Source organism: Stenotrophomonas maltophilia R551-3, assembly GCF_000020665.1.
In the GTDB taxonomy this organism is placed as follows: Bacteria; Pseudomonadota; Gammaproteobacteria; order Xanthomonadales; family Xanthomonadaceae; genus Stenotrophomonas; species Stenotrophomonas maltophilia_L.
Map to the genome: position 1 here is coordinate 112,063 of NC_011071.1, position 23,908 is coordinate 135,970.

Consider the following 23,908-nt stretch of genomic DNA (forward strand, 5'->3'; position numbering starts at 1 on the left):
AGGTGTCGACCTTGGTCGACACATCTGTCAGATATCGAAATGAATCCGGGGTCAGATCCGTTTTCCGCAGGAAAACGGATCTGACCCCAAGATCCCTTCCAGCAGATCGCGGAAAACTGTCGAAGGCGGGATGGGTCCGGTTGCGGGGGTGTCCGCGGCATGGATGCCGCGGCCAAGCCCCCAAGGACGGGTTTACGGCGTCCCCCGCCACCGGACACACTCCGCCATCCCGCAGGAGGCCAGCTTCTGCTGTTGCTCCGGCAGTTGCCGCGGCCTCTGCAGGTGCAGGGCGCAGCCCTGCTCATTACCCCCCTCGTGCACAATGAGGCCGACCCCGCCTGGACGCCGTCTCGATGTCGAGCAAGCCGTATTCAGAAGCCTGCGAACGCAACCGCGAACCGATCGCCGCTGCGCTCGACCCGTGGATGGGAGATCGCCACCGGGTGCTGGAGATCGGCAGTGGCACCGGCCAGCACGCGGCCTTCTTCGCCGAACGCTGGCCGTGGCTGCGCTGGCAGCCCAGCGATCATCCGGACCATCTGCCCGGCATCGAGGCCCGGCGTGCGGAGGCCGCGCTGCTCAATCTGCTGCCGCCGGTGGCGCTGCAGGTGGAACTGCCCCCGGCGCCGGGCCTGTCGTTGCCCGAGGGCAGCACGTTCGATGCCGCATTCAGCGCCAACACGTTGCACATCATGAGCTGGGAGCACGTGCAGGCGCTGTTCGCCGCGCTGCCATCGGTGATGCGCCACGGCGCGCTGCTGGCGGTGTACGGCCCGTTCAACTACGGCGGTCGCTACACCAGCGACAGCAACGCGCAGTTCGATGCGTGGCAGAGGACGCGCGATCCTCGTAGCGGCATCCGCGATAGCGAAGCGGTGCAGGCGCTGGCGGCCGACAATGGCTTCACCCGCCTGGGTGACGTGGCGATGCCGGCCAACAACCGCCTGCTGCTGTGGCGGCTGGGCTGATCAGGCGTCCGGCGACATGCTGGAAAGGCGTGCCGCTGCAGCGCGCAGCCCGTTGAAAATGGGTTCGGACACGTTTACGGGGAAATCACTTGGGAGCTGACGCGTGACCTGCTCGATGGCGGGTTCGACGGCTGCGATCAGCGCTTCGATCCACGGCTCTGCACCATCAGCGACACCACAGGCGCGTGCGGTTTCGTTCCAGTGGCGTCGTCGCACAAGGTGCAGCTTCCGGTGGTGGTTCTTGCCCTGGACGGACATGGCGAGCTGTGCATTCCGCGGGTCGAGCTGGTTTGGCCCCCTGCCCAGGATGGGATGCACCGACAATACGTCGTAGACGGGCGTCAGGCGGAAGCGTCCATCGGCTTCGAGGTAGACACTGAAGTTCTTGGCATGTCCATCGGTTGCAGCCAACATCCAGAAAAGAATCTGCGTCTTGAAGAAGGTCTCGCGATCCTTGAAATGCTCGGATTGTCGAAGCAGATCCATGATGGTCACGATGCCTGGGCCGCCATCGGATTCATACTTCCTGGCGGCGGGCAGACCGAAGACCTGGCACATGTCTTCCTGCGGCAGCCGCAGCCACCACCGGCGATCCGCAGAAAGGCGGCGGTCGAATCGCTCCACAATGAGCGCGCGTTCGTCCTTGAAGCGTCCCATCTGCGTATTCGCAACGGGGATTCCAAAGGCGGAAAGCAGCTGCATGCACAGCCATTCGTTCTCGACGGATTGGTGCATGTCCGCCCGCATGTTGCCCACAATGCCAAGCGGCAGCTTGAAGATATGGGTGGATGGGGTACTGCCGGTAGGAATGCACCACTGGCCAGCATGCAGCAGAAGTCCCGTCTTCTCCTGCGCACCGGCGATGGATATGCGGAACGCATCATCACTGGTGGGTGCGCCAGGCAGGTTCCCTGTCGTCACCTGACGCAGGATCGCAGCGACGCCTGATTCGTCCAACGCTTCGCACGTAATCTGCTGGATGTCCCCCGGTGTATGCGAAAGCGGCAGCAGTTGCGCTGCGCCGACGCAATCCCGGCCAATGGCTTCGAGAAGATCGAATGTGTCGCTGCTGCGCGTGGAGAACCTGTCGCGGATCCGGTTGCGGATGACACCGTTGTCGGGAAGAAGGTTGTCGAAGTAGTTGTTGACGACATTGCCCCGATGGCTCTCGCCCTCCGGGAGCAGGGGCAGTGAGAGTGACAACGGCCGGGACTGGGCGGAGCTGATCCACGAGTCGACGTACGAAAGCCGGGAAGAGCCGCTCCGGACATCATCCCAGAGCGCGACCTCGACACCATTCATCCAGACCCGCAGCGTACCCATGGCTCACCACTCCAACGTTGACGTTGTCTCCGGGGGACTTCGCTGCTGCAATCTGACTTCCAGACCCAGCACTGCCCAGACCCGCATCAGCCGTTCGAAGCTTGCCGATGCCGGGTCGCGCTCCAATGCGCCTACTGCCTGGCGGCTTATGCCGAGCTGTGCCGCCAACTGCGCTTGGCTCAGGCCCGCCTGGCGCCTGAACGCACGCATCAGCGGTGCCAGTTGTTGAGGTGTCCTCACCGTGTGCAGCGGCCTGTCCATATCGGCAGTCCCCGAGAAAGTGACCGTACGCGAGCGTGTACGCAAAGGATAGGTTGCATTACGACAAGCAACCTATCTCTTTCCTTCGCTGGAGGCAACCTATCAATTGCTATTTCAGTATGCAATCAATAGGTTGCTTTTACGCCGTCAGCGGCGCTCAAGCCACCTGCACGATATGCAGCGCCTTCGGGTTTCGCCACTGCGCCAGCAGGGCGGCTTCGCGCGCCTTGGCCTGCTCGAAATGCGCTTCCTTGACGTGGCCGAAGCCGCGGATGTGCTCGGGCACGCTGGCGATTTCCACCGCCAGTGCCAGGCGGCCGTCTTCCAGGCCGTCCAGCAGCAGCTGCACGGTGGCCTCGTAGTCACCGATCAGCTTGCGCTCCATGCGGCGTTCCTCGGTGCGGCCGAACACATCAAGTCGGCCGCCACGCAGGAACTTCAGCTTGGCCAGCAGGCCGAAGGCCTTGAACATCCAAGGGCCATATTCCTTCTTCAGCAACCGGCCCTGCTCGTCCTTCTTGGCGAACAGCGGCGGTGCCAGGTGGAAGCGCAGCTGGTAATCGCCCTCGAACTGCTGCTGCAGGCGGCGCTGGAAGTCACCGCTGGTGTACAGGCGGGCCACTTCGTACTCGTCCTTGTAGGCCATCAGCTTGAACAGGTAGCGGGCCACGGTCTCGGTCAGTGCAGTGGAACCGCCGATGCGGTCGGCTTCGGCGGCGCGCACGCGCTCGACCAGGCTGCGATAGCGGTTGGCGTAGGCGTCGTCCTGGTACTCGACCAGGAAGGCCGCGCGGCGCTCGATCATTTCGTCCAGCGAGCGCGACAGGCGGGCGTCGTCCAGCGGCAGGAACGCCACGTCGCCACCGTGCGAGGGCAGGCCACGCAGTTCGCGCTCGTCGCCGGTATTGCGCGGTGCCGCGGTGGCACCCCATTCGTTGCCTTCCCACTCACCCGGCGGCAGCGGATGCAGCGGCCCCGGGGTGGTTTCGGTATCGGTGTGGCGGTTGCGCACCAGGCCAGCAGCCTGCTGCACGGCCTGCGGATCGACCACGGCCAGGCGGCCCCAGGCGAAGGCCTGCTGGTTCATCGCTACGGCCGCGCCGTTGAGTTCGATGGCGCGCATCAGCGACTCGAACGACAGCGGCACCAGGCCCTGCTGCCACGCATAGCCGAGGATGAACAGGTTGGCGGCGATCGCATCGCCGAGCAGCGCGGTGGCCAGCTGGGTGGCATCCAGCAGCAGCGGTTCCTCGCCACCCAGCGCCACGCGCACACCGGCCACGATGTCGGCGGCGGGGAACTGCATGTCCGGGCGGGTGGTGAAGGTGCCGGGCATCGCTTCGTAGGTATTGAGCACCACCTGCGAACGGCCGGCGCGCACCTTCGACAGCGCCCAGTAATCGTTCACCACCACCATGTCACAGCCCACCACCAGGTCGGCTTCGCCGGCGGCGATGCGCACGGCGTGGATGTCTTCGGGACGACGGGCGATGCGGATGTGGGTGGTCACCGCGCCGCCCTTCTGTGCCAGGCCGGTCTGGTCGAGCACGGTCGCACCCTTGCCTTCCAGGTGGCCGGCCATGCCCAACAGCGCGCCGATGGTCACCACGCCGGTACCGCCGACGCCGGTGATCAGGATGTTCCAGGGTTGTTCCAGTGTGCTGCGGATGGTCGGTGCCGGCAGGTTGTCCAGCAGGGTGGAGGCATCGCGCTTGCTGCCCTTGCGCGGCTGGCCACCGTGCACGGTGACGAAGCTCGGGCAGAAACCATTCACGCAGGAATAGTCCTTGTTGCAGTTGGACTGATCGATCTCGCGCTTGCGCCCGAACTCGGTTTCCTTCGGCAGCACCGACACGCAGAAGCTCTTCTTGCCGCAGTCACCGCAGCCTTCGCAGACCAGCGAATTGATCAGCACGCGCTTCTGCGGATCTTCCAGCTTGCCGCGCTTGCGGCGACGGCGCTTTTCGGTGGCACAGGTCTGTTCGTAGATCAGGATCGAAACGCCCTTCACTTCGCGCAGGCGTTTCTGCACCGCATCCAGTTCGCTGCGATCATGGAACTCGACGTCGCTGGGGAAGTGCTCGCGCTGGCCGGTCCACTTGCCGATGTTGTCCGACAGCACCACGATGGTGTGGATGCCCTCGGCACGCATCTGCTTTGCGATGTCCGGCACGCTCAGCGGGCCGTCCACCGGCTGCCCGCCGGTCATCGCCACCGCATCGTTGTAGAGGATCTTGTAGGTGATGTTGACGCCGGCCGCGACCGCCTGGCGGATCGCCAGCGAGCCGCTGTGGAAATAGGTGCCGTCGCCCAGGTTCTGGAACACGTGGGGCGTATCGGTGAACGGCGCCTGCCCGGCCCAGGTCACACCTTCGCCGCCCATGTGGGTGAAGGTATCGGTGCTGCGGTCCATCCAGGTCACCATGTAATGGCAACCGATGCCGGCCAGCGCCCGCGAGCCTTCCGGCACCTGGGTGGAGGTGTTGTGCGGGCAGCCCGAGCAGTAGTGCGGTACGCGTGGGAAGCTGGCGCGAGGCAGCGCAAGCTCGGCTTCCTTTTCCTGCATCCACTGCAGGCGCTGCTCGATCGACTCGTTGTTGAAGAACTTCTGGATGCGGCGGCCGATCACGCCGGCGATGGTGGCCGGCGTCAGCTCACCGGTGGACGGCAGGATCCACTCACCGCTCTCGTCGTACTTGCCGACAATGGACGGGCGCTGGCCCCAGCTGGCCGGCCAGTTGAAGAACTGTTCCTTCATCTGGCGCTCGATGAAGGCACGCTTCTCCTCCACCACGATGATGTCTTCCAGGCCCTGCGCGAAGCGCGCGATGCCCTGCGGTTCCAGCGGCCAGGTCATGCCGACCTTGTACACGCGGATGCCGATGTCGGCGCACGCGGCTTCGTCCAGGCCCAGGTACTCCAGCGCCTGCAGCACGTCCAGGTAGCTCTTGCCGGTGGTGACGATGCCCAGCCGCGCGCGCGGCGCATCCATCACCACCTTGTCGATGCCGTTGGCGCGGGCAAAGGCCTGTGCGGCCTTCACCGCATAGCGGTGCAGGCGCATTTCCTGGTCCAGCGGCGGGTCTGGCCAGCGGATGTTGAGGCCACCCGACGGCATCTCGAAGTCTTCCGGCAGCACGATGCGGCGCGCCATCGGATCGACCTGCACCGACGCCGACGATTCCACCGTCTCGGCGATCGTCTTGAAGCCGACCCAGCGGCCGGTATAGCGGCTCATTGCCCAGCCGAGCAGGCCCATGTCGAGGATGTCCTGCACGCCGGCCGGGTTCAGCACCGGCATCATCGCGCTGACGAACTCGTCTTCGCTGCCGTGCGGCAGGGTCGAGCTGCGGCAGGCATGGTCGTCGGCCGCCAGTGCCAGCACGCCACCATAACGCGAGGTGCCGGCTGCATTGGCGTGCTTGAACACGTCGCCGCAACGGTCCACACCCGGGCCCTTGCCGTACCACATGCCGAACACGCCCTGCACGTTGGCACCGGGGAACAGGTTGGTCTGCTGCGTGCCCCACACCATGGTCGCGCCCAGGTCCTCGTTCAGGCCGGGGGTGAACTTCACCTTGGCTGCGTCCAGATGCTTGCGCGCGCGCCACAGTTCCAGGTCGAAACCACCCAGTGGGCTGCCGCGGTAGCCGCTGACGAAACCGGCGCTGTCGATGCCTTCGGCGGCATCGCGCAGGCGCTGCATCAACGGCAGCCGTACCAGCGCCTGCACGCCACTCAGGTAGATCCGCCCCTCGTTGCGTGTGTACTTGTGGTCGAGCGTGTAATCACGGTCGAGCAGGTCGGCGGAAGAGGGCGAAGTGAGTTGCGCGGTACTGGTCATGGCTGGCCCGGTGAGGATCGGCTGGCACCGGCCGCGTGCAGGCACGCGGCGGGAAAGGCGCGAATTGTAGCAGCGGGGCCGCGAGGCCCCGGCACTCGCGCCAGTGGCGGCGCCGGGGTTAGGATCGGGGGGAGAGAGGGAGGCTGCGCTTGCGGCCTGGGGAGAAGGGATGTCAGTTTCAGGAAAGATCCTGGCCAGCGTGCTGCTGGCTTCGGGAGCGGCCACTGCGTGGGCCGCGCCGGCCCTGCCGGCACCACAGGAGTTCTACTTCGACAGCGACCTGGCCGCCACGCCGATGGTGGCGATACAGGGCGAGGGCGATGAGCTGGTCACCCAGCTGGTCAAGCTGCGTGAACGCGGCCGGCGCGCGGTTGAGGCGACGGTGCAGCTGGCGTCAGTGGCTGGCGCCCAGGGCCGCAGCGAGCTGGCCGAGCAGCTGTATGGCGAAGCCTTGAAGGAGGCATCGGCACAGAGCAGCAGTGGCCGCAGCGTGCGCTGGAACTACGGATGGGATCTGTTGCGCCAGGGCAGGGTGGAGGCGGCACTGGAACAGTGGCTTTCATCGGCCGGCAACGCCCGTACCAAGCCCAGCTGGGTGCCACCGACCTACGCGCTGGCGCTGTGGCGGCTGGGGCAGAAGCAGGAGGCAGTGCAGTGGTACGCCGCTGCGGTGCGTACCGAGCCGTCGCAGTGGAATACCACGGCCAACTATGGGCAGCTGCTGCCGCAGTGGCGTGAGGATGAGCGCGCGACGCTGGCTGAGGTGCAGCAGGCCTGGGCGGCCGCACCACCTGTCTGGCCCTGAGGGAAGGGGTTCGGCCGGGTTGCACCCGGCACCCGCAGAGGCAACAGCCAAAGCAACAGCAACAGCAACAGCAACAGCGGGCAATCTGTGGGATGGCGGGGCGGTGTGGGTTGGCAGGACACGCCGTAAACCCGTCCATGGGGGCTCGATGGCGCCATCCATGGCGCCAACGGTCCTGCCAACCCACACCGCCCTGCCTCCGACAGTTCCCTGCTGCTGGTAGGTGTCGACCTTGGTCGACACGGTAGATCCACGCCATGCGTGGATGAATCTGTAACGGAATCGACTATTCGATATCTGATCGAAGAGCAGCCGAGCGTGGTCTCGGCTCTACAGAAGGCGGCCAACCAACCGGCTTTTGCTTTTGCTTCTGCTTTTCTTTTTTCTTTTACGTGGCGGACGCACTCGGAAATTGTCAGAGGCCGGGCGGGATGGGTTCGCGGGGGTGTCCGCGGCATGGATGCCGCGGCCAAGCCCCCATGGACGGGTTGACGGCGTCCCCCGCGAATCCATCCCGCCCGGCCAAGCGCGGCTTTTGATGTTCACAGTCAACCAACCGCCACGAGGGGCTGCGCCGTTCGCTGGAAACCCCTCAGTCGTCCGCGGAAACCGTCCGCCCCGACGCCCACGCCCGCAGTGCTTCCACCTGCTCGGCCATCAGCACCGACAGCGGGCGCGTGGCGCGGATCTCGTTCATCAGCAGCTCGGTGTCCAGCGGCCGGCCCTCGGCATGTGCCGCATACAGGCCGGCCACGATCGCCTGCTCGATCTCGGCGCCGGAAAAACCATTGGCGGCCGCCGCCAGCGCGGGCAGTGCGAAATCATCGGCGTTGAGCTGGCGCCGGCCCAGGTGCAGCCGCAGCAGTTCCACGCGGACCTCCGGCGAGGGCAGGTCGACGAAGAAGATCTCGTCGAAGCGCCCCTTGCGCAGCAGCTCGGCCGGCAGTTCGTGTACCTGGTTGGCGGTGGCGACGATGAACACCGGCGCTTTGCGTTCGGCCATCCAGGTCAGCAGGTAACCGAGCACGCGGCGTGACACGCCGCCGTCCTCGCCTCCGCTGGCCAGGCCCTTTTCGATCTCGTCCATCCACAGCACGCAGGGCGCCAGCTGCTCGGCTGAGGCCAGTGCCTGACGCAGGTTGGCTTCGGTCTCGCCGTGGTACTTGTTGTACAGCGCGCCTACGTCCAGGCGCAGCAACGGCACGCCGAAGCCGGCGGCGGTTGCCTTGGCCAGCATCGACTTGCCGCAGCCCTGCACGCCCAGCAACAGCATGCCGCGCGGCGGGTCCAGCCCGGCCGGCGCCGAGCCGGCGATGAATGCGACCCGGCGCTGGTTGATCCAGCGCTTGAGCCGGTTCGCTCCGGCCACGTCGCCGAAGCGCGCGCTGTCATGTTCGAAGAACAGGTGGCCGCTGCGGTTGAGCAGCTCGAACTTCAGCCGCGCCAGCTGCGGCAGGTCGTCGTCGCGCAGTGCGCCGTCGGCGTAGATCAGCTGGCGCGCGATGCGCCGGGCATCGACCAGGCTCAGGCCCTGCAGGTTCTTCAGGATCTTCTTGACCGCTTCGCTGTCGACTTCAACCCGACGACCACCATGCTCGCGTGCATAGGCATCGGCCTCCTCGCGCAGCATCTTCAACAGGGCGTTGGCATCGGGCAGGCGCGGGTTGAAGCGTACCGCCAGCGCTTCCAGCTCGGCCGGCAGTTCGACCTTGGCACCGATCAGCACCAGCACGTGCGGCTCGCTGTGGCGGCGCTGGATCAGGTCGCGCAGGGCGCGCTGGTGGCTGGCATAGCCCAGGTAGGGGTGGAAATCGAGCAGCAGGTAGACCCCGCGCTGGTCGGCCTGGCGGATCATCTGCAGGGCCGCACTGGCATCGGGCGGCCCGACCGCCGGGTCCTCGCTGTCCAGGTCGATGCGGCGCAGGCCCTCGGTGATCGACCAGCGGTGCAGGGCCCGCCAGACGTGCATCAGCGTCTGCCGGAACAGTTCGACGATGCGACCCTCATCCTGGGTCTCGATCACGATCAGGGGGGTATTGGCGCGGATCAGTGCGCTCAGGTCCTGCAGTTCGCTCATGCCGGTTCGATCCTTCGGGGGCGCCACGATAGCAAAGGCGATGGCCGCAGGTTCAGCGCGGTGCTACCTCCCGTCACCACCGCCGGTGTACGCTCGGGGCACGTACCCGGAAGCGAGGCTGGCATGAAGACGATCCTGGTGGCCGGTTCCAAGGGCGGGGTGGGCAAGACCACCGTCGCCACCCACCTGGCCGCGTACGCGGCATTGCAGGGCAAGGCCACGGTGATCGCCGATGCCGACCCGCAGGGCTCCAGCACCCGCTGGGCGCAACGGCGTGCCGGGCTGGAAAGCGCGGTGCTCCCCATCGACGTGTATCGGAAGAAGCAGTGGGCGCAGAAACTGCCCGACGGCACCGAAACCGTCATCATCGATGCCCCGGCCGGGGCGTTGGCCGACGATATCCCCCATTTCCTTGACGCTGCCGACGCGGTGGTGGTGCCGGTGCTGCCCTCGGCGCTGGACATCGAAGCCATCGTCGGCTTCCTCAACAGCCTGGCCCAGAACCCGCGCGTGCACAGCCGCAAGCTGCCGGTGGGGCTGGTGCTGAACCGCACCAAGCCCTGGACTCAGACCTCGCAGCAGGCGCTGCAGATGCTGTCCGAATGGCCGTACCCGGTGGTCGCGCAGCTGCGCGACAGCCAGAGCTACGTGGTCATGACCGGCCTGGGCCGCAGTCTGTTCGATTACCGCTCCGCCCAGGTGCGCGAGCACCAGGCCGACTGGGAACCCCTGTTGTCCTGGTTGAAGCTGTAAGAGTCGTAGGTACCCACCCCTTTATTGGAATCCCGCAATGCGCGAACTGATCCTGCTCCGTCACGCCCATGCCGAACCGGCCGTTTCCGGCCAGGCTGATCTCGACCGGCCGTTGTCGCCGGTGGGGCTCGCCGAAGCCGAAGCCGCCGGCAAGTGGCTGAAGGAGAACAAGCTGCTGCCGGACTGCGTGCTGTGTTCCCCTTCGCGACGGACCCGCGAGACCCTGGAAGCGGTGATGGCGGCCATCGGCTATGTCGAAAAGCGCCTGGAAGACCGTATCTACGAAGCGACCCCGGGCACCCTGGCCGCGCTGGTGGATGAGCGGCGTGACCTGGACAGGGTGCTGATCGTCGGCCACAACCCGGGCCTGGAGCAGCTGGTGGCGCTGATGACCGACGGCACCAGCAGTGACTACCGTGGCATGCCGCCGGGTGGCGTGGCTGTGCTCGGTTTCCCACGCGAGGCCTCGATCGAGCCGGGCGTGGCCAGCCTGAATGCGTTCTGGTGGCCGTGATCCGATGAGCCTGGCGCGGCGCAGCCGCTTCCTGCTGCCCGTGCTGCTGGTATCCGGCCCGGCCTGGGCTGCCGCACCACCGCCCACGACATTGCCACCGGTGGTCGCCGAGGCGCACCGCGTGTTGCGCCTGGACACGCAGCGTTCGCAGATCGGTTTCGAGGTGCGCACCCGCTTCGGGCAGCGCATCGAGGGCGTGTTTCCGCACTTCGAGGGACGCATCGAGATCCTCTCCGACGGCCGCCACCAGGTGCACCTGAAGATGTTCACGCGCTCGGTCGAGATTCCCGGCAAGCCGCGCTACACCGGTTGGATGCGCGGTGAGGAGTTCTTCGATGCCGGCCGCCATCCGGTGGTCGAATTCGACTCCCTGCCGTACTGGCCGGAGACCGTGGAGGACGGGGGCGACATCAACGGCAGGTTGACCCTGCGTGGGATCAGCCACCCGGAGTCGCTCAAGGTCGAGAAGGCGGACTGCGCCCGACCCGGCTATGATTGCGACGTCGTCAGCCGCGGTACCGTGCAACGAGGCCGGTATGGCATGGAAAGCTGGCAGCTTGCCTTGAGTGACCGAGTGACTTTCGTATTGCGTGCGCGCCTGAGCGAGGCGCCTAAACCGTGAACCACCTGCTGCGTGTACTGGCGCTGGCAACCGTGTTGCTGGGCAGTGGTTGTGCATCGCTGTCGCATGCCGAGCGCGACCGGGCCGAGGCCATCGCCGTGCAGGCGCGCTCGACCCAGGTCGATTGCCAGCGTGCCGACCGTTGTGCGCTGGATTCGCCACTGCGGGCCCTGGCCGGCCGGGCGTTCACCGAATCCACCCCGGAACGGCCGCAGCATTACGCCACCCTGCTGGATGAGGGCGAGGGCGCCCTGGTCGCGCGGCTCAACCTGCTGCGCAGCGCCACCCGCAGCATCGACCTGCAGACCTACATCTTCGACAAGGACGACAGCGCCCGCCTGGTCATCGACGAGCTGCTGGCCGCATCCCGGCGCGGGGTCAAGGTGCGGGTGCTGATCGACCAGCTCTCGGCGATCTCCGACCTGGAGATCCTCGGCGCGCTGTCCGGTGCCCACCAGAATTTCCAGCTGAGGGTCTACAACCCGACCTTCGGCAAGGCGCGCCTGAACTATTTCGACTACGCCGGCAGCGTGCTGTGCTGCTTCCGTCGCTTCAACCAGCGCATGCACAACAAGCTGCTGGTGATCGACGATGCGATCGGCGTGGTCGGTGGCCGCAACTACCAGGATGACTATTACGACTGGGACCGCGAGTACAACTTCCGCGACCGCGATGTGCTGATCGCCGGGCCGGAAGCGCGGACGATGGCGGCCAACTTCGATGCGTTCTGGCGCGCGCAGCGCAGCGTGCCGGCCGAACGCCTGAACGACGTGGGCCGTACCCTGCTGCGCCAGGGGGTGCCCACATTGCCCCCGGCCACCTTCCGCCGTCCCGAGCGGGTGCAGCGGGTCAGCGCCGAAGCCAATGACATGGACTTCGTCACCCGTTCCTTCGTGGATACCGCGCTGCCGGTGGCCTCGGTGCGCTACGTCGCCGACCTGCCGCGCAAGCACCGCCGGGAGAAGGCCGATGCCCCGCTGGCAGGCCAGCACGTGACCGAGCCGCAGCTGGACGCACTCATTGCCGGTGCGCAGAAGGAAGTGATCCTGCAGACGCCGTACCTGGTGCTGTCCAAGCCGGCGCAGAAGCTGTTCCGCGAGCTGCGCAAGCGCCCGCAGCCGCCGCGCGTGGTGGTGTCCAGCAACAGCCTGGCCGCCACTGACAATCCGATCGTTTATGCGCTGTCGTACAAGTACAAGCGGCGCAACATGCGCGAACTGGGCTTCAACATCTTCGAATACAAGCCGTTCCCGCTGGACGCACCGGTCGACTACCGCAATCTGCTGCCCGACCCGATCGCCGCGCCTGATGGCGTGGATGACAGTGGCCGCAATCCGTTGATCGGTGGCAGCGCGGCGGGCAGCAATGCGGGTGGTGGCCGCGATGGCGGCTCCAGCGGGACCGGCAAGCAGGGTCCGGTGAACCACCGCCACAGCGACGGTGCCTATGACAACGCGCGCGCGCGCCGCCGTGCCGCGGGCAGCGAGGTCGAAACGCGGCTGTTGCGCACCGAGACGCGGCCGTCATTCCTTGGCAGCAAGGCAGTCAACAAGCCACTGCCGGTCACCCGCAAGGGCGCGCGCATGGGGTTGCACGCCAAGTCGCTGGTGGTCGATCGCCGCATCGGCGTGGTCGGCACCCATAACTTCGATCCGCGCAGCGAGAACTACAACACCGAAGGCGCGGTGATCATCGACGACCCGGCCTTTGCCGAGGAACTCGCCCAGAGCATCCTGCGCGACATCCACCCGCAGAACTCGTGGACGGTGGCGCCGCGGGCGAAGCCGCCAGTGCTGTCGGGGCTGAACTACAGCGTCGGCAAGGCCTCCGAAGCGCTGCCGATCCTCGACTTCTGGCCGTGGCGTTACGCCACCGACTATGAATTCAAGCCCGGCCCGGACTGCCCACGGCCGCTGCCGAGGCAGGACCCGGATTTCCATCGCTGCTACAGCGCCGTCGGTGACTTCCCCGAAGTCAACGTGGGGCCGAAGTGGCTGCTGGTGCGCATGCTGACCGCATTCGGTGCCGGCCTCGTTCCCATTCTCTGAAGGTGCCGCATGACCCAGGTATTCCGCGAAGCCGTTTCCATCGAGCAGCTCAACGCGCTCAGTCGCAACACGGCCATTGAATCGCTGGGCATCGTCTTCAGTGCGGTCGGCGACGACTGGCTGCAGGCCACCATGCCGGTGGACGAGCGCACCCGCCAGCCCTACGGCATCCTGCATGGCGGTGCCTCGGTGGTGCTGGCCGAAACCCTGGGCAGCAGCGCCGGCAACCTGTGCGTGGATACCGCAAAGCAGATCTGCGTGGGCCTGGAGATCAATGCCAACCACGTGCGTGCCGTGCGTTCGGGTACGGTCACCGGCACCGCCCGCGCGCTGCACGTGGGCCGCAGCACCCAGCTGTGGGAGATCCGCATCGAGGATGAGCAGGGGCGGCTGGTGTGCATCTCGCGGTTGACCCTGGCAGTGGTGGCCGCCGGTCACGGTTGAGCCCCCGGAGGGCGCGTTGACGGCAGCGGAACCCAGCGTTCCCCGCCGATTGCCCCGGTCAATGGCGGTTATGGCCTAAATCGGCTGGCAGCTGCTGCGGCGCTCCGGTATCGTGCGCGGATGACTTCCCCCACTCCGGCCCCCCGTGGCGGCGTGGCGCGTGTGTGCCGTTACCTGTACCGCGTACCGCTGCTGTTGGTCCACATCACCGTGTTCCTGCCGCTGATCCTGATCGGCATGCTGCCGCCGTGGGGCGAGCTGCGCGTGGGCGAGGATACGTTCGGGGCCAAAGTGGTGAACTGGTGGCAGGGCGGGTTGATGTGGATCTTCGGCTTCCGCCTGTCGCAGGTCGGCAGGCCGCTGCCGGGCGCGGTGCTGTTCGTCGCCAACCACGTCAGCTGGGTCGACATCTCCATCCTGCACAGCCAGCGCATGATGGGCTTCGTTGCCAAGCGCGAGATCGCCAGCTGGCCGCTGGTCGGTTGGCTGGCCGCGCGCGGGCAGACCATCTTCCACCAGCGGGGCAACACCGAATCGCTCGGTGGGGTGATGCAGGTGATGGCCGACCGGTTGCGTGCCGGCAAGGCGGTGGGCGTGTTCCCGGAAGGGCGCACCCGTGGCGGCCACGAAGTGGGTCCGTTCCATGCCCGCATCTTCCAGGCCGCAGTTGAAACCGGCGTGCCGGTGCAGCCGGTTGCGCTGGTGTACGGGGCGAAGGGCGACGCACAGACCATCGTCGCGTTTGGTCCAGGCGAGAGTTTCGCCGCCAATTTCCTGCGCCTGCTCGGTGAGCCGGCGCGGCATACCGAAGTGCATTTCCTGGAGCCGATCGGTACCCAGGACCTGGAAGGCCGTCGGCGCATCGCGGAAACCTCGCGCGCGCGCATCGTGGCGGCCATGAGCACGCAGTGAGGATGCGGTGGCCCTGATCCCGCCACCCGTCCTGGACGCCGGTACGCCGACGCTGCATGCGTCCGACTACCAGCCGCCACGCTGGCTGCGCAATCCGCACCTGCAGTCGATGCTCAGCTCCAGCCGCATGCGCCTGCAGCGCGGCCTGCTGCTGCTGGCGGCCACCGGCGCGGTCAGCGAAGAGCTGATCCTGGATGGCGGCGACGGCGTGCGCCTGCAGGGCTGGCACAGCCATGTCGAAGGTCGCGAGCCCAAGGGCATCGCCCTGCTGCTGCACGGCTGGGAGGGCAGTGCCGAATCCAGCTACATGCGCATGGCGGCCGCGCGCATGATCGAACAGGGCTTCGATGTGGTGCGCCTGAACTTCCGCGACCACGGCAACACCCATCATCTGAACCCCGGCATCTTCCACTCCAACCTGATCGACGAAGTGGTACATGCCGCGGGTGACATCGCCCAGCGCTGGCCGCAGCTGCCGCTGGTGGCCGCCGGGTACTCGCTGGGTGGCAACTTCGTGCTGCGCCTGGCCCTGCGTGCGCCGGCGGCCGGCGTGCCGCTGCTGCGCGTGGCCTCGGTGTGCCCGGTGCTGGACCCTGCGCTGACCATGGACAGCATCGAGAACGGCCCGGCAATGTACGACTGGTACTTCCGGCGCAAATGGGCCGGTTCGCTGCGGCGCAAGCGTGACCTGTTCCCCGAGCTGAGCGACTGCGACGACCGCGTGCTGAAGCTGGACATCCGCGCGCTGACCGCATGGCTGGTCGAACGGCACACCAGCTTCGGCTCGCTGCAGGCCTATTTCGACGGCTACTCGATTGCCGGTGACCGCTTGTCCACCCTGCAGGTGCCGGCCGACATCCTGATGGCCCAGGATGACCCGGTGATCCCGTATGTGACCTTCAGCGACTGGCAGCTGCCGCGCCAGGCACACCTGGAAACGGCCTGCTGGGGAGGCCACTGCGGCTTCCTCGAAAACTGGCGGGGTGATGGCTTCTCCGAGCGCTGGGTGGCACAGCGCCTGCAGCGGGTGCTGCAGGGCTGAACCGGCACCGGCGTGCGGGCCGCTACAATGCGGGTTTGCACTTGAAGCGGACTGCCATGCAAGACCAGATCATCCAAGCGCTGCGCCAGAACCAGGCCGACCAGGCCGTGCAGCTGGCCCAGGCGTGGACCCGTGATGAACCCGGCCTGGCCGAAGCCCACCGCTGGCTGGCGCTTGCGCTGCAGCAGCAGGGCAACGCCGAGCACGCGATGGACGCCCTGCAGGAGGCGCTGCGCCTGGCCCCGGACGATGCCCAGCTGCACCTGCAGCAGGCCGGCCTGCTGCTGGCCCTGCGCCAGTTCGAAGGTGCTGACGAGGCGTTGGCGCGCACCACCGGCCTCGATCCGAATTCCTTCTCCGCCTACCTGATGCAGGCGCACCTGGCGATCGGCCGCAACGACTTCGACGAAGCGGCGCGCGTGTCGACGTTGGCGTCGCGCGTCGAGCCGGATCACCCGGAGCTGCTGACCATCGACGGCATGGTTGCCCTGCGCCGCGGCGATGCGGATCGCGCGCTGTCGCTGCTGTCGGCCGCCAGCAAGGCGTTGCCGGACGATCCCCGCGTGTTGTATGCACTGGGTTTTGCCTATCTGGGCAAGGACATGCTGGCGTTCGCCGAGCAGTCGTTCCGTCGCGTGCTGGAACTGAACCCGTCGCTTTCCTCGTTGCACGGCCTGGTGGTGCAGCTGGCGCTGCGCCAGGGCAATGTGCCGGCTGCGGCCGAAGCGATGCAGGTGGCCCTGCAGCAGCCGCAGATGGACGTGCCGGCGATGCGTCGCCTGGCCGGCGAGCTGTCGCTGCGCAGCGGCCAGCCGCTGCAGGCGCTGGAGTACCTGCTGCCGCTGCTGGAAACGCAGCCGGATGACCGCCAGATGCTGCAGCTGCTGCTGATGTCATGGCAGCGCCTGGGGCGTGAGGATGAAGCACGTGCTCGACTGGACGCGGTGCTGGAAAACAATGACCAGCTGCACGACGTGTGGCTGGCGCGGCTGGCGATCGAGCAGGTGGGCAGCGAAAGTGCGGTGACCGCTGTCGAGCGCTGGATGGCAGCGATGCCCGAGCATCTGCCGGCACTTGAGGCACGCCTGCGCCTGCACGACATGGCCGGTGAACATGCGCAGGCCGAAGCGATTGCCGAGCGTATCGTCAGCCAGGAGCCGGGTCGTGTCAGTGGCGAAACCCGCCTGGTTGAAGGCCTGCTGCAACGGGATCCGGCCGCTGCCGTGGCTCGCGTGCAGGCACTGATCGACCTGGCGCCGGAAGGCCATCGCGCCGATCTGCGGACGTGGATGGGCGAGATCCAGGACCGTGCCGCGCAGCCGCAGGAAGCGCTGCGTACGTGGATGGCGCTGCAGGCCGACCAGGCGCCGCAGCGCCTGCCGCTGCCGCCGCAGGCCAAGGCCCCGCCGAGCTGGCCGGACAAGGGCGATATCGACGGTGATGCCACCTCCGCGCCGATCTTCCTGTGGGGCGCACCGGGTTCGGGCGTGGAGCGCGTGGCGACCGGCCTGGCCGCCGCCAGCCCGGTGCTGCGCAGTGACCGCTACACCAACACGCCGCCCGATGATGCGTTCCAGAACTACCACACGCTGCAGGATCTGGCCTCGGGCGTGCTGACCCCGGAGCGGCTGGTGGAACGCTGGCGCGAACAGCTGCCGGCACGTGGCCTGCAGAACGACACCGTGATCGACTGGTTGCTGTGGTGGGACAACGCCCTGCTGTGGGCGCTGCGCCCGCAGCTGCCGCAGGGCCGCCTGCTGCTGGTGCTGCGTGACCCGCGCGACATGCTGCTGGACTGGGTGGCCTACGGCGCCGCCGCGCCGCTGGCGATGACCTCGCTGGCCGAAGCCGGTGAGTGGCTGGCGCGTGCGTTGACCCAGGTCGCCACGTTGCATGAGGAAGACCTGTACCCACATGTACTGCTGCGCATCGACCATATCGGCAACGATCCGCAGGCAATGGCTGAACTGCTCGGCCGCCTGTTCGAGCGGCCGATGCCGCCGGCGGCGCAGCTGGGTGCACCGCGCCTGCCGCCTGGCCATTGGCGCAACTACCGCGACGTGATGAGCGCCGCTTTCGCCCTGCTCACCCCGATTGCGGTGCGCCTGGGTTACCCGGAAGAGTGAGGAGCGTCCGATGCAATTGAGCAGTCACAGCCTGACCAACGGTGCACCGATCGACCGCGAGTTCGCCGCCGGCGATGCCGCCGGCTTCGCCCCGGACCGCAATCCGCACCTGGCCTGGAACGGCGCGCCGGAAGGCACGCGTTCGTTCCTGCTGGTGTGCGTGGACCCGGACGTGCCGACCGTGCCTGAAACGGTCGGCCGTACGGACATGACCGTGCCGCGCGATCAGCCGCGCTGCGATTTCGTGCATTGGGTGATGGCTGATATCCCGGCCTCGGTGCAGGAGATCGCAGCAGGCAGCTGCAGCGACGGCTTCGTGGTCAAGGGCAGGACCGCACCGGCTGGCCCGGCGGGCAGCCGCCAGGGCCTGAACGACTTCACCGGCTGGTTCGCCGGCAACCCGGACATGGCCGGCGATTACCTGGGCTATGACGGCCCGTATCCGCCGTTCAACGACGAACGCGTGCACCGCTATTTCTTCCGCGTATTTGCGCTGGACGTGGCCTCGCTCGATCTGCCGGCGCGCTTCACCGCCGCCGATGCCTACCGCGCCATGCACGGCCACGTGCTGGCCGAAGCCGCACTGCATGGCACCTACACGTTGAACCCGGCGCTGGGCTGAGGCTGTATATCGGGTAGTGCCGGCCGCTGGCCGGCATGTCCCATGTCCGCCGGAGGTGCCTGTGGCAGCCGGCCAGCGGCCGGCTCTACCGCCAACGAAGAAGGGCGGCCTTTCGGCCGCCCTTCCATCGTTTTACTTCTTCTCGATGGCCGACTCGACCACCATGTCCAGCACGTACGCCTGCGACGGCGCATCGGCCGGCGGGTTCTTCACTTCGTAGCGCTTCACGCGCACCACGTTGCGCACGCCGTCCTCGTGGGTGTAACCCTCGATGTTGCCGTAGAAGTTCTCGAACTTGCCCGGCTCACCCTGCTTCAGGCCCTTGTCGTCGAACTTCACTTCACGCACCTGCAGGCACTGGTAGTCCGGGATCAGCGGGTGCGAGCACTTCTCGGTCTTGGCGGCCACTTCCAGGAACACGGTTTCGCCGGCGCCGCCGTAGCGGGTTTCAGCGGTCGGTTCCGGGTTGAACACCAGCACGTCGCCCTTCGCGTTGGTCAGGGTCAGCTTGCCATCGGCATCCTGCTCGGCCTTCAGCTCGCCCTGCAGGCGGCTCGACACGGCCTCGTCCAGCGCCATCAGCGCCTTGTCGGTGCAGGCCATCATGGTCGAGGCCATCGCACTGACCGTCAGCTTGCCGTCGGCCAGGGTGTAGCCGCCACCCATGTGGTTGCAGGCGTTGCTGACCGACAGGCGGCCATCAGCGAAGTCCAGGGTGACCGGCTTGTCTTCGCGGGCGAACAGCGCGTCGATGCGCTTGCCGTCGGCGGCGGTGGCCTGCTGCAGCAGCCAGTGCTGGCTCTGCAGGCGCTGCGCGTCCAGGTGCGCCAGCGTCTGCTGGTCTGCTGCCTTGGCCGCGGCTGGGGCCACGTCGTCGCCGCCGGTGCCGGCCGGGGCCGGGGTCTGGCTGCAGGCGGCCAGCAGGGCCAGCGGGAGGAGCAGGGTGAGCTTGCGGTTCATGGTGATTCTCCTTGGGGAACCGTGTGGGAAACGGGGTGGGGCCGGCAACGGGGTTTCCGTGCCCCGGCGCTGTTCAGCTGCCGGACGGCAACCACAGCAGCAGCGCGGCGCCCAGCGCGATGCGGTAAAGCGCGAACGCGGTGAATTTGTGCGATTTGATGTAGCCCATCAGCCACTTCACTACGACGAAGCCGGTGACGGCCGCGGCAAGGAAGGCCACGCCCACCTCGGTCCAGTTCTCGCTGCCCAGCTGTCCGGCCTTGGCCATTTCCAGGAAGGTGTAGGCGCTGGCGGCGAACATGGTGGGAATGCCGACCAGGAACACGAACTCGGCGGCGGCCGCGCGGCGGCTCAGGCCCAGCAGCATGGCCAGGAAGATCGCCGAGGCCGAACGCGAGGTGCCGGGGAACACGCCGGCCACCACCTGTGCCAGGCCGACGCCGATCGCCACGGTCCAGGTCACCTGGTCGCGGTCGGGCAGGCGCGCGGTGTAGGCCTCCACCAGCAGCATCCAGATGCCACCGATGATCAGTGCCCAGGCCACCGGGCTGACCGTCTCGGGCAGCGACCAGCCGGCTTTGCGCACCACCAGGCCGACCACGGCGGTGACCAGGAAGGCCGCGCCCAGCTTGAATACGTACTCGCGGTTCTCGCGCTGCCCGAAGCCGGTGGCCAGCTGCAGCAGGCGCTGGCGGAACACCAGTACCACCGCCACGATCGCGCCGGCCTGGATGACGATGTTGAAGAAGTCCGAACGGGCACCCAGCCAGTGCTGGGCGATGAGCAGGTGGCCGGTGCTGGAGATCGGCAGGAACTCGGTCAAGCCTTCGAGGATGCCCAGCAGCAGGGCGGAGAGCAGGTCGGACATGGACGGTGCGGGCACGCGCGGCAGGAAGGAAGAAGGTCGAGAGGATAGACGATCACTGCCGCACCAAACGGGTGCGTCCGCTGTCGGCTGCACCCATTTGGTGCGCACGGTTCTGCACCGCTGCGGGGCGGCCTTTTTGAAATCAATGACTTGCAGCCTGCGAAAAGTTGGCACGGTCGTTGCTGTACCTCAGCAGGCATTCATCCCCATCCGAGGTCGTACCGATGTCCGTGGAAAACGTTGAGAAGCTGATCAAGGACAACCAGATCGAGTTCGTCGACCTGCGCTTTGTCGACATGCGTGGTGTCGAGCAGCACGTGACCTTCCCGGTCAGCATCGTCGAGCCGTCGCTGTTCGAAGAAGGCAAGATGTTCGATGGCAGCTCGATCGCCGGCTGGAAGGGCATCGCCGAATCGGACATGGTGCTGCTGCCGGATACCGCCAGCGCCTACGTCGACCCGTTCTACGCCGATCCGACCATCGTGATCAGCTGCGACATCCTCGATCCGGCCACCATGCAGCCGTATGGCCGTTGCCCGCGCGGCATCGCCAAGCGGGCCGAGGCCTACCTGAAGTCCTCCGGCATCGCCGAAACCGCGTTCTTCGGCCCGGAGCCGGAATTCTTCATCTTCGATTCGGTCCGCTTCGCCAATGAAATGGGCCACACCTTCTTCCAGGTCGATTCGGAAGAAGCGGCGTGGAACAGCGGCGCCAAGTACGACGGCGCCAACAGCGGCTACCGTCCGGGCGTGAAGGGCGGTTACTTCCCGGTGCCGCCGACCGACACCCTGCACGACCTGCGCGCCGAGATGTGCAAGACCCTGGAACAGGTCGGCATCGAAGTGGAAGTGCAGCACCACGAAGTGGCCACCGCCGGCCAGTGCGAGATTGGCACCAAGTTCAGCACCCTGGTGCAGAAGGCCGACGAACTGCTGCGCATGAAGTACGTGATCAAGAACGTCGCGCACCGCAACGGCAAGACCGTCACCTTCATGCCCAAGCCGATCGTCGGCGACAACGGCAGCGGCATGCACGTGCACCAGTCGCTGTCCAAGGGCGGCACCAACCTGTTCTCCGGCGACGGCTACGGCGGCCTGAGCCAGCTGGCGCTGTGGTACATCGGCGGCATCTTCAAGCATGCCAAGGCCATCAATGCCTTCGCCAACTCGGGCACCAACAGCTACAAGCGCCTGGTGCCGGGCTACGAAGCACCGGTGATGCTGGCCTACTCGGCCCGCAACCGTTCGGCTTCGTGCCGCATTCCGTGGGTGTCCAACCCGAAGGCACGCCGCATCGAAATGCGCTTCCCGGATCCGATCCAGTCCGGCTACCTCACCTTCACCGCGCTGATGATGGCCGGCCTGGACGGCATCAAGAACCAGATCGACCCGGGCGCACCGAGCGACAAGGACCTGTACGACCTGCCGCCGGAAGAAGAGAAGCTGATCCCGCAGGTCTGCTCCTCGCTGGACCAGGCGCTGGAAGCGCTGGACAAGGACCGTGAGTTCCTGAAGGCCGGCGGCGTGATGAGCGATGACTTCATCGACGGCTACATCGCGCTGAAGATGCAGGAAGTGACCAAGTTCCGCGCGGCCACCCACCCGCTGGAATATCAGCTGTACTACGCCAGCTGATCGGGCGGCTGGGGAGCCGTCGTTGCACGGGGTCGGATCCTTTTCGCACCGCGAAAGGGTTCTGACCCCAACCCAGGGGCAAGAGAGAGACCGGATACGCGACCAGGGCCGCCCTCCCTCCCGCGTCGGTCGTGCAAGGAGAGAGGCACGGCCGTCCCGGCCCAGTACGTGTCCGGTGCAACAGCCACGGCCGTCGCCACGATGGCCCGTGGTTGCCTGATGCCATCGCGCGCTGGCGCGCTGGCCCCATCCACCATCGGGACATGCGCATGAAACTGATCTCCGCCATCATCCGACCGTTCAAGCTCGACGAGGTCCGCGAGGCCTTGTCCGATGCCGGCGTGTCGGGCATCACCGTGACCGAAGTGAAAGGCTTCGGTCGCCAGAAGGGCCACACCGAGCTGTATCGCGGTGCCGAGTACGTGGTCGATTTCCTGCCCAAGATCAAGATCGAAACCGTGGTCACCGACGAGCGTGCCGATGCGGTGATCGAAGCGATCCAGTCGTCGGCAGGCACCGGCAAGATCGGTGACGGCAAGATTTTCGTCACCGCCGTCGAACAGGTCATCCGCATCCGCACCGGCGAAATCGGTGCCGACGCGCTGTAACCCCCTTCCGGAGACTCCCCCATGAAGATGCGCCTTCTCACCGGGTGGCAAGCCCGGTTCCATCTGGTGTGCCTGTTGATGCTGCTCAGTGCGCTGGCTGCTGGCGCCTGGCCGGGAACTGCCCATGCGCAGGCCCAGGTGTCGCCGCTGCCGAGCGAAAGCGTGGCGGTTGAACCGCTGCAGGAACCGGTCGCCGCGGCGGCCGCACCTGCCGTCGCCGAAGCCGCCGCTGCCTACGACCATGGCGACGTGGCCTGGATGCTGACCTCTACCCTGCTGGTACTGCTGATGGTGGTGCCGGGCCTGGCGTTGTTCTATGGCGGCCTGGTGCGTTCGAAGAACGTGCTGTCGGTGCTCAGCCAGATCCTGGTGGTGTTCTCGCTGGTACTGCTGCTGTGGGTGGCCTATGGCTACAGCGCGGTGTTCAGCGCCGGCAATCCGTTCTTCGGTTCGTTCACCGAGTTCGCCTTCCTCAAGGGGTTCACGCCGGAATCGGTGGGCAACACCCCGATCAAGGGCCTGCCGGACTACCTGTTCGTCGCCTTCCAGTCGACCTTCGCCGGCATCACTACCGCACTGATCGTCGGCGCCTTTGCCGAACGCATCAAGTTCCGCGCGGTGCTGCTGTTCTCGGCGCTGTGGTTCACCCTCAGCTACATCCCGATGGCGCACATCGTGTGGGGTGGCGGTTACCTCGGTGAAATGGGCGCGATCGACTTCGCCGGCGGCACCGTGGTCCACATCAATGCCGGTGTTGCCGGCCTGGTCGCCGCGTGGTTCGTCGGCAAGCGGCTGGGCTACGGGCAGACCGCGCTGAAGCCGCACAACGTGCCGTTCACCTACATCGGCGCGATGTTGCTGTGGGTCGGCTGGTTCGGCTTCAATGCCGGCTCCGCTGCTGCGGCCGATACCGTCGCCTCGCTGGCCTTCCTCAACACCGTGCTGGCCACCGCCGCTGCGGTGCTTGGCTGGACGCTGGTGGAAGCGATCAGCAAGGGCAAGCCGTCGGCACTGGGCGCCGCCTCGGGTGCGGTGGCCGGTCTGGTCGGCATCACCCCGGCCTGCGGCACCGTCGGCCCGCTCGGCGCGATCATCATCGGCTTCGTCGCCGGCGTGGTCTGCGTGTGGGGCGTGACCGGTTTGAAGCGCCTGCTGAAGGTGGACGACACCGCCGACGTGTTCGGTGTGCATGGTGTCGGCGGCATCGTCGGCGCGATTCTCACCGGCGTGTTCAGTGCACAGTCGCTGGGCGGCACCAAAGCCGATCTGGATATCGCGCATCAGGTGTGGGTGCAGGTGGTCAGTGTTGGCCTGACGGTGGTCTGGTCGGCAGTGGTGACCACGCTGATCCTGCTGGTGGTGCGCAGCGTGGTCGGCCTGCGCGTGACCGAGGAAGCCGAGCGCACCGGCCTGGATGTGACTTCGCACGGCGAGTCCGCGTACGAGGCCTGATCGGGTTCACGGTTTCGCGGACGTC

The 23,908-nt window shown here is 66.8% G+C and carries 20 protein-coding genes; 14 read left to right on the plus strand and 6 right to left on the minus strand.

Annotated elements, in window-relative coordinates; genetic code table 11:
* Positions 1–353: 353 nt before the first annotated feature.
* The gene (locus SMAL_RS00460; protein ID WP_012509671.1) at positions 354–968 is read left to right on the plus strand and encodes a DUF938 domain-containing protein; all 615 of its coding nucleotides are present in this window, start codon (positions 354–356) and stop codon (positions 966–968) included.
* On the opposite strand, the gene SMAL_RS00465 is transcribed toward SMAL_RS00460, so the two are convergent.
* The 3 genes from SMAL_RS00465 to SMAL_RS00475 all read right to left on the minus strand — a co-directional run bounded on the left by SMAL_RS00465 (position 969) and on the right by SMAL_RS00475 (position 6,396).
* Complete coding sequence (locus tag SMAL_RS00465; protein WP_012509672.1) at positions 969–2,291, minus strand: type II toxin-antitoxin system HipA family toxin; 1,323 nt, start codon at positions 2,289–2,291, stop codon at positions 969–971. It abuts the gene before it with no gap.
* A 3-nt stretch (positions 2,292–2,294) separates the two neighbouring features.
* The gene (locus SMAL_RS00470) at positions 2,295–2,552 is read right to left on the minus strand and encodes a helix-turn-helix domain-containing protein (protein WP_004134030.1); all 258 of its coding nucleotides are present in this window, start codon (positions 2,550–2,552) and stop codon (positions 2,295–2,297) included.
* A 157-nt stretch (positions 2,553–2,709) separates the two neighbouring features.
* Positions 2,710–6,396, minus strand: a complete 3,687-nt coding sequence (locus tag SMAL_RS00475; RefSeq protein ID WP_012509673.1) for an indolepyruvate ferredoxin oxidoreductase family protein — start codon at positions 6,394–6,396, stop codon at positions 2,710–2,712.
* Positions 6,397–6,565: 169 nt separating this feature from the next.
* Between SMAL_RS00475 and SMAL_RS00480 the strand changes: the two genes are divergently transcribed.
* Positions 6,566–7,201 (plus strand): tetratricopeptide repeat protein, encoded by a 636-nt coding sequence (locus SMAL_RS00480; RefSeq protein WP_012509674.1) that lies wholly within the window; start codon positions 6,566–6,568, stop codon positions 7,199–7,201.
* Between the two features lie 592 nt (positions 7,202–7,793).
* On the opposite strand, the gene SMAL_RS00485 is transcribed toward SMAL_RS00480, so the two are convergent.
* Positions 7,794–9,278: an AAA family ATPase gene (locus tag SMAL_RS00485; protein WP_012509675.1), complete on the minus strand. Its 1,485-nt coding sequence runs from the start codon at positions 9,276–9,278 to the stop codon at positions 7,794–7,796.
* A gap of 123 nt (positions 9,279–9,401) precedes the next feature.
* Here SMAL_RS00485 and SMAL_RS00490 point away from each other — a divergent pair, with 123 nt between their 5' ends.
* The 9 genes from SMAL_RS00490 (at position 9,402) to SMAL_RS00530 (ending at position 18,361) form a co-directional block, all read left to right on the plus strand.
* Positions 9,402–10,031 (plus strand): ParA family protein, encoded by a 630-nt coding sequence (locus SMAL_RS00490; RefSeq protein ID WP_012509676.1) that lies wholly within the window; start codon positions 9,402–9,404, stop codon positions 10,029–10,031.
* A 37-nt stretch (positions 10,032–10,068) separates the two neighbouring features.
* Complete coding sequence (locus SMAL_RS00495) at positions 10,069–10,545, plus strand: SixA phosphatase family protein (RefSeq protein WP_004134282.1); 477 nt, start codon at positions 10,069–10,071, stop codon at positions 10,543–10,545.
* Positions 10,546–10,549: 4 nt separating this feature from the next.
* Positions 10,550–11,167 (plus strand): YceI family protein, encoded by a 618-nt coding sequence (locus SMAL_RS00500; protein WP_004134285.1) that lies wholly within the window; start codon positions 10,550–10,552, stop codon positions 11,165–11,167.
* A complete protein-coding gene (locus SMAL_RS00505; protein WP_012509677.1) occupies positions 11,164–13,215 on the plus strand; it encodes a phospholipase D family protein in 2,052 nt (683 codons plus the stop codon). The genes SMAL_RS00500 and SMAL_RS00505 overlap by 4 nt, the downstream gene beginning before the upstream one ends.
* A 9-nt stretch (positions 13,216–13,224) precedes the next feature.
* Positions 13,225–13,659, plus strand: coding sequence for a hotdog fold thioesterase (locus tag SMAL_RS00510; protein ID WP_012509678.1), 435 nt, complete (start codon positions 13,225–13,227; stop codon positions 13,657–13,659).
* A 120-nt stretch (positions 13,660–13,779) separates the two neighbouring features.
* The gene (locus tag SMAL_RS00515) at positions 13,780–14,571 is read left to right on the plus strand and encodes a lysophospholipid acyltransferase family protein (RefSeq protein ID WP_004134294.1); all 792 of its coding nucleotides are present in this window, start codon (positions 13,780–13,782) and stop codon (positions 14,569–14,571) included.
* 52 nt (positions 14,572–14,623) lie between these two features.
* Positions 14,624–15,613, plus strand: coding sequence for a YheT family hydrolase (locus SMAL_RS00520; RefSeq protein WP_050559843.1), 990 nt, complete (start codon positions 14,624–14,626; stop codon positions 15,611–15,613).
* A 56-nt stretch (positions 15,614–15,669) separates the two neighbouring features.
* Positions 15,670–17,739, plus strand: coding sequence for a tetratricopeptide repeat protein (locus tag SMAL_RS00525; RefSeq protein ID WP_012509679.1), 2,070 nt, complete (start codon positions 15,670–15,672; stop codon positions 17,737–17,739).
* Between the two features lie 10 nt (positions 17,740–17,749).
* Positions 17,750–18,361: a YbhB/YbcL family Raf kinase inhibitor-like protein gene (locus SMAL_RS00530; protein WP_012509680.1), complete on the plus strand. Its 612-nt coding sequence runs from the start codon at positions 17,750–17,752 to the stop codon at positions 18,359–18,361.
* A gap of 132 nt (positions 18,362–18,493) precedes the next feature.
* On the opposite strand, the gene SMAL_RS00535 is transcribed toward SMAL_RS00530, so the two are convergent.
* A complete protein-coding gene (locus tag SMAL_RS00535) occupies positions 18,494–19,321 on the minus strand; it encodes an META and DUF4377 domain-containing protein (protein WP_012509681.1) in 828 nt (275 codons plus the stop codon).
* 73 nt (positions 19,322–19,394) lie between these two features.
* On the minus strand, positions 19,395–20,189 hold the full coding sequence (locus SMAL_RS00540; RefSeq protein ID WP_012509682.1) for an undecaprenyl-diphosphate phosphatase: 795 nt from the start codon (positions 20,187–20,189) through the stop codon (positions 19,395–19,397).
* 224 nt (positions 20,190–20,413) lie between these two features.
* On the opposite strand from SMAL_RS00540, the gene glnA reads away from it, so the two are divergent.
* From glnA to SMAL_RS00555, 3 genes are all read left to right on the plus strand, one after another.
* Positions 20,414–21,823 (plus strand): type I glutamate--ammonia ligase, encoded by a 1,410-nt coding sequence (glnA, locus tag SMAL_RS00545; RefSeq protein ID WP_004153533.1) that lies wholly within the window; start codon positions 20,414–20,416, stop codon positions 21,821–21,823.
* A gap of 269 nt (positions 21,824–22,092) precedes the next feature.
* Complete coding sequence (locus tag SMAL_RS00550) at positions 22,093–22,431, plus strand: P-II family nitrogen regulator (RefSeq protein ID WP_004134334.1); 339 nt, start codon at positions 22,093–22,095, stop codon at positions 22,429–22,431.
* 21 nt (positions 22,432–22,452) lie between these two features.
* Positions 22,453–23,883, plus strand: a complete 1,431-nt coding sequence (locus tag SMAL_RS00555) for an ammonium transporter (protein WP_004134339.1) — start codon at positions 22,453–22,455, stop codon at positions 23,881–23,883.
* Positions 23,884–23,908: the final 25 nt, after the last annotated feature.

Coding starts and splice junctions, on each gene's coding strand:
- SMAL_RS00460 (WP_012509671.1), top strand. CDS start 354: ATGTCGAGCAAGCCGTATTCAGAAGCCTGCGAACGCAACCGCGAACCG.
- SMAL_RS00465 (WP_012509672.1), bottom strand. CDS start 2,291: ATGGGTACGCTGCGGGTCTGGATGAATGGTGTCGAGGTCGCGCTCTGG.
- SMAL_RS00470 (WP_004134030.1), bottom strand. CDS start 2,552: ATGGACAGGCCGCTGCACACGGTGAGGACACCTCAACAACTGGCACCG.
- SMAL_RS00475 (WP_012509673.1), bottom strand. CDS start 6,396: ATGACCAGTACCGCGCAACTCACTTCGCCCTCTTCCGCCGACCTGCTC.
- SMAL_RS00480 (WP_012509674.1), top strand. CDS start 6,566: ATGTCAGTTTCAGGAAAGATCCTGGCCAGCGTGCTGCTGGCTTCGGGA.
- SMAL_RS00485 (WP_012509675.1), bottom strand. CDS start 9,278: ATGAGCGAACTGCAGGACCTGAGCGCACTGATCCGCGCCAATACCCCC.
- SMAL_RS00490 (WP_012509676.1), top strand. CDS start 9,402: ATGAAGACGATCCTGGTGGCCGGTTCCAAGGGCGGGGTGGGCAAGACC.
- SMAL_RS00495 (WP_004134282.1), top strand. CDS start 10,069: ATGCGCGAACTGATCCTGCTCCGTCACGCCCATGCCGAACCGGCCGTT.
- SMAL_RS00500 (WP_004134285.1), top strand. CDS start 10,550: ATGAGCCTGGCGCGGCGCAGCCGCTTCCTGCTGCCCGTGCTGCTGGTA.
- SMAL_RS00510 (WP_012509678.1), top strand. CDS start 13,225: ATGACCCAGGTATTCCGCGAAGCCGTTTCCATCGAGCAGCTCAACGCG.
- SMAL_RS00515 (WP_004134294.1), top strand. CDS start 13,780: ATGACTTCCCCCACTCCGGCCCCCCGTGGCGGCGTGGCGCGTGTGTGC.
- SMAL_RS00525 (WP_012509679.1), top strand. CDS start 15,670: ATGCAAGACCAGATCATCCAAGCGCTGCGCCAGAACCAGGCCGACCAG.
- SMAL_RS00530 (WP_012509680.1), top strand. CDS start 17,750: ATGCAATTGAGCAGTCACAGCCTGACCAACGGTGCACCGATCGACCGC.
- SMAL_RS00535 (WP_012509681.1), bottom strand. CDS start 19,321: ATGAACCGCAAGCTCACCCTGCTCCTCCCGCTGGCCCTGCTGGCCGCC.
- SMAL_RS00540 (WP_012509682.1), bottom strand. CDS start 20,189: ATGTCCGACCTGCTCTCCGCCCTGCTGCTGGGCATCCTCGAAGGCTTG.
- glnA (WP_004153533.1), top strand. CDS start 20,414: ATGTCCGTGGAAAACGTTGAGAAGCTGATCAAGGACAACCAGATCGAG.
- SMAL_RS00550 (WP_004134334.1), top strand. CDS start 22,093: ATGAAACTGATCTCCGCCATCATCCGACCGTTCAAGCTCGACGAGGTC.
- SMAL_RS00555 (WP_004134339.1), top strand. CDS start 22,453: ATGAAGATGCGCCTTCTCACCGGGTGGCAAGCCCGGTTCCATCTGGTG.